The 4452-nt window shown below is 46.9% G+C and carries 3 protein-coding genes; all 3 read right to left on the minus strand.

Annotated elements, in window-relative coordinates:
* Positions 1-244: 244 nt before the first annotated feature.
* A complete protein-coding gene (gene flgE / locus JHC35_RS08505; protein ID WP_295044211.1) occupies positions 245-2407 on the minus strand; it encodes a flagellar hook protein FlgE in 2163 nt (720 codons plus the stop codon).
* Positions 2408-2459: 52 nt separating this feature from the next.
* The gene (locus tag JHC35_RS08510; protein ID WP_295044213.1) at positions 2460-3797 is read right to left on the minus strand and encodes a flagellar hook-basal body complex protein; all 1338 of its coding nucleotides are present in this window, start codon (positions 3795-3797) and stop codon (positions 2460-2462) included.
* A 10-nt stretch (positions 3798-3807) separates the two neighbouring features.
* Positions 3808-4452: FlgD immunoglobulin-like domain containing protein (locus JHC35_RS08515; protein WP_295044215.1), on the minus strand; the 645-nt coding region annotated here is incomplete at its 5' end.

The raw sequence follows: 4452 nt of genomic DNA on the forward strand, positions 1-4452 counted from the left end.
GAGGATTTGCTGTTGTTTGATGGGTTATGCAAGAAGTCTATTGAATGATTACTATTGGTTTACCAAATTGATTCATAATGTTGTTATCCCAAATGACAGCAGCAGGTCACGGGTAACCTTTTCTCATTCATCACTCCTTAAAGTTTCAAAGTTCCGGCGTTCATCTTTCTCGCCGGAGTCTTTTCTCTTCACGCATGATTTCAACAGTTTTATCAAAATTTTTGCCTCACAGAGGCAAAAAATATTAACGTTTGATACCGAGTAGGGTTTCAAGCAAGGTATCAGACGTGGTAATGGTTTTACCGTTTGCCTGATAACCGCGTTGGATAATAATGAGCTGAGTTAATGCTTTGGAGAGGTCGACGTTAGACGCTTCCAACGCGGAAGATTGCATAAATCCGCGACCTGCTGTCGCTGCAGTACCGATAATCGGGTCTCCCGAGTTGGCGGATTGCAAATAGACGTTTCCACCATCCGTTACTAACCCTTCGTTATTTGAGAACTTAGCCATACCGATTTGTGCCAAACCGAATGATCGACCGTTTGAGAACGATCCGACCAATGTACCGCTTTGGTCGATGCGGATACCGACGAGGTCCCCCCCCGGATAACCGTCTTGGCTGATCCCGCTGGTTCCGGATGGGTTATCGAAACTGGTCATACCATCGAATCCGTTAACCGTACCGAAGTTCAAATTGATCGTTTGGTTCGGTGCCGAACCGTTATTGGCAGTATAGGTCAAGCTCGGAATGGTTGCCAGTGCGAGTGCACCCGTATTGGTAAAGCTGATTTTACCGGCATCCAAGTTTGTGAGCTCATTTTTGTTGATCGATCCACCGATGTCTCCCGGTGCCGGAACGCTGATTTCATATGTCCACTCCGTTCCTCCGCTGGATGAGAGAGACGATTTACGAAAATCAAGTCTGAGCGTGTGTTTGGTTCCGAGTGAATCGTAGATGTCGATACTCGCAGAGTGGGTCGCGGCATTGAACGCTTGGCTCAAACGTGACGTCGATGAACCGTTTGTGAGTGTACCCGAGAGGGTTTGAAGATTTTGGGTAAATCGGGTATTTTCGGTAACACCGGCGGATGTGAGTCCCGTTACGGCAATACGAAGATCGTACTCGTCTGAACTGGCACTTCCAGGATTTTTAATCTCAAATTGCCCTTTTGCATTAACTTCTACGGTAACGGCGCTATCCAAAGTATTATCATTGGTTGCCGAGTGATCGTCTCCGACAAGACGGGCATCGTGCTGCATTTGAGCGCGTAAATCTTCGGTGGTGGTAAACTGGCGTTGTGCCGCGGTTGCATCCGTTTCGCCGATAGGAACCGGACCGGAATTGACATAAACGTATTGGAATGCGGTGATGTCACCACCACTTGTTAAACCGGTTCCTGCAGTGTCAGAGTTTACAACAAGATTGATATTTTTACTTGCAGCAGTTGTCCCGCGCGTATTATCATTGGTAAAGATCAAATTTGCAGGACTGGTCGGATCAGGCACGGCGCTCACGCCGGTTGTTGTTGTGTTGGCATTGATTTTGGCGGCAATTAAATTTGCTGCTTGAGCTGCGGTTTCTGTTCCCGCAAATGCTATTGACATTGCAACACCATTTACATCAAACGATAATGTCCCAGCGGCAGGGGCAGAAATGGTTTTGCTGATGGTTGAGGGTTTGTAGCTCATCCACATCCCTTGCCCCTGCTGGAGATTTAAAGCGTTTCCGCTGGCATCGAATAATACGTTGAAATACTCAGCCCGATCATCATCAGAGGTATTGGCAAGGCCGTCAACCCCATTGGTATTGAGGCTGTTGGTGTCCAATGTATAAATCGGTTTGAACTGGGTTACTTTATCCCCTGAACTGAGGTTTGCTTTGATGGTGACTTCGGAAGTTTGTTGTGCCGGAGTGGTGAGTCCCGGTGGAATTTTAATATTAGAGATCGGAGCGGTAGCATCAACGAGCCCTGTTTTTTCATCACGAACCCAACCTTGGACAATAAATCCGTTGTTGTCAACGAAGTTTCCGGCCGCATCGAATTTAAAGTCACCTGAACGGCTGTATTTATAGGTATTTCCGCCATCGGCACTAACGATGAAGAAACCGTCCCCTTGGATCGCGACGTCGGTATTTTTGTCGGTATTTTGGATGGAGCCTTGAGACATGATTTTGGTAATAGAATTGACGGTAGTCCCAAGTCCGATTTGAACGGCGTTTTTACCACCGATTTGCCCTTGCGGAGCAGTTGCGATTTGATTGGTTTGAGCCAGCAAATCCGAAAAGTTGGCGCGCGAGTATTTATACCCGATCGTATTTACGTTAGCAATATTGTTAGATTCGACGTCCATTGCAATCTGATGCGATTGCAAACCGGTAACCCCTGCGAAAAGTGATCGTAACATGAGATGTCCTTCTTTATGACAAAGTAAAATTTACTAGCAAAAATTATTCCAATTAACGATGCATTTGCAACGCCTTTTGGACCAATTCATCTCCCGTAGTGATTATTTTTGCATTGGCTTGATAGGCGCGCTGCATAATGATCATGTCGGTAAGCCCTACGTCGAGATGAACGTTTGAATTTTCGAGCTGACCGCTGTTGACGATAGCTCCCGTGATAACGTTTCCGGATTTATCGGTCCAAAATAGCGGTTTTCCGCTACCGCTACTCTCTTGAAATTCAGTATCTCCGATCCGGTTTAGCCCTTGATCGTTTTGGAAGTGATAGATCGCGATACGACCGATGGCGCTCTGGCGCCCGTTGGAAAAATCGGCAACGATGACGCCGTTGGAATTGATTCCGTATTTGGTTAACACTCCTCCCGAAACACCATCTGATCGGGATGACCCGCTCGCTGCGAGCCCGTCAACGGAGATGACTCCGTTGAAACTGCTCCCTAAATCAACAGCTACTTGTTGTCCGTCATTATTCATAGATTTGATAGTACAGCTGCTCAATCCTCCGCTTCCGTCGAAAATTGCTTGACCGCTCTGCGTATCGTATACGATGCTACCATCGTTGGAGGTAACAGTCGCGGTTACGTCCCATGCAATCCCTGTAGAGGGCTGAACGGCACTTTGGGTAAAAGTGAGTTTTAATCGGTTTCGATCGTTATTGCCACTGATGACATCGGCACTGATGGTATGTGTTTGGTGATCGGGAGGCAAGTTACCGAAAAACTGTGCTTTTTTTGTCGGTTCAACCGGATAAGCAAGCCGTGTCGGGAATTCGAGTTTTCCCTGTGATGCTACACCTTTGAGTTCTGCTGCGTTGGTCGGATTGTTGACAACATAGGCACCCGTAGTGCCGTTTACCGTTTTATCACCATAGTCGAAGGCACTCTCATACGCGTAGTTGGTCAGCATGGTACCTGTGACATATTTCCCATCCGTTGTCGTGAGACGGGCCACGGAAGAGTTTTTATCTCCGGCAATTTGCTGATACGTATCGAAAACAAAATTTCCGGCGCGGGTATAGTAGGTCTCTTTTCCTGAAGCAACACCAAACCATCCGTTTCCGCTGATCGCCAAATCGTTAAATCGTTCAGAAGGAAGCAATGAGCCGTTTTGCATTTGAACGGTAGTACTTTGGAGACGTGATCCCAAACCGATGTCATTGGAAGTAGGAGTTTTCCCGATGCTGCCGAGAGATTGTGTCAAGAGATCGGCAAATTCGGCGGTAGAGCCTTTGAACCCTACGGTGTTGACGTTTGCGATGTTATCGGATACGACATCCAGCCCCTGCTGATAGGTCATAACACCTGAAATTCCGGAATAATAAGCCTGATTCATCTACTGTTCCTTAGTTGGCAGAAACTTCTTTGATCGTACTGAAATCGACGTAGCCGGAGCCGAGTTTGGCATACGTTTTTCCACTGTCAAATTTGATCGATTCGATTGGATAGGTTCCGACACGAGAAGTGCCGGTCGTACCGTCAGTTTTTGTATACGAAGCTTCGACATAGTAAACGCCTGCATCAAGCGCTTTTCCACTGGAGTTGAGACCGTCCCATGAATATTTTGCAACCCCTGCATTGGTAGCGCCGATTGTCATACTGCGAAGAACGTTTCCTTTGCTGTCGAGAATATTGACGCTTCCGGTTGAAACGGCATCTGGAAAATAAATTTCGAAATCAGCTGTTTTTCCGTCTTCTTTCATGATCGCATTGCTTCCCGTATCGGCGATTTTTCCGATTGCCGAAATTCCAGAATATTGCATGGATGAGGTGAGTGAAGATGCTAAAGTTTCGAGCGCTTTGTTCGTATTTTCACTTGCTTCAAGGGTTGCGAGCTGGGAGGTCTGCGCCAAAATCTTCTCACTGTCCATTGGTGATGTCGGATCTTGGTATTTGAGTTCCAGCATCAACAGTTTTAAAAAGTCGTCTTTGCTTAGTGCCGTTTTATCGGTTGCCGTTGTCGTCGTCGATGATGTGGTTGACGAGGTGGT

This window comes from Sulfuricurvum sp. (assembly GCF_022759005.1).
Lineage (GTDB): Bacteria > Campylobacterota > Campylobacteria > Campylobacterales > Sulfurimonadaceae > Sulfuricurvum.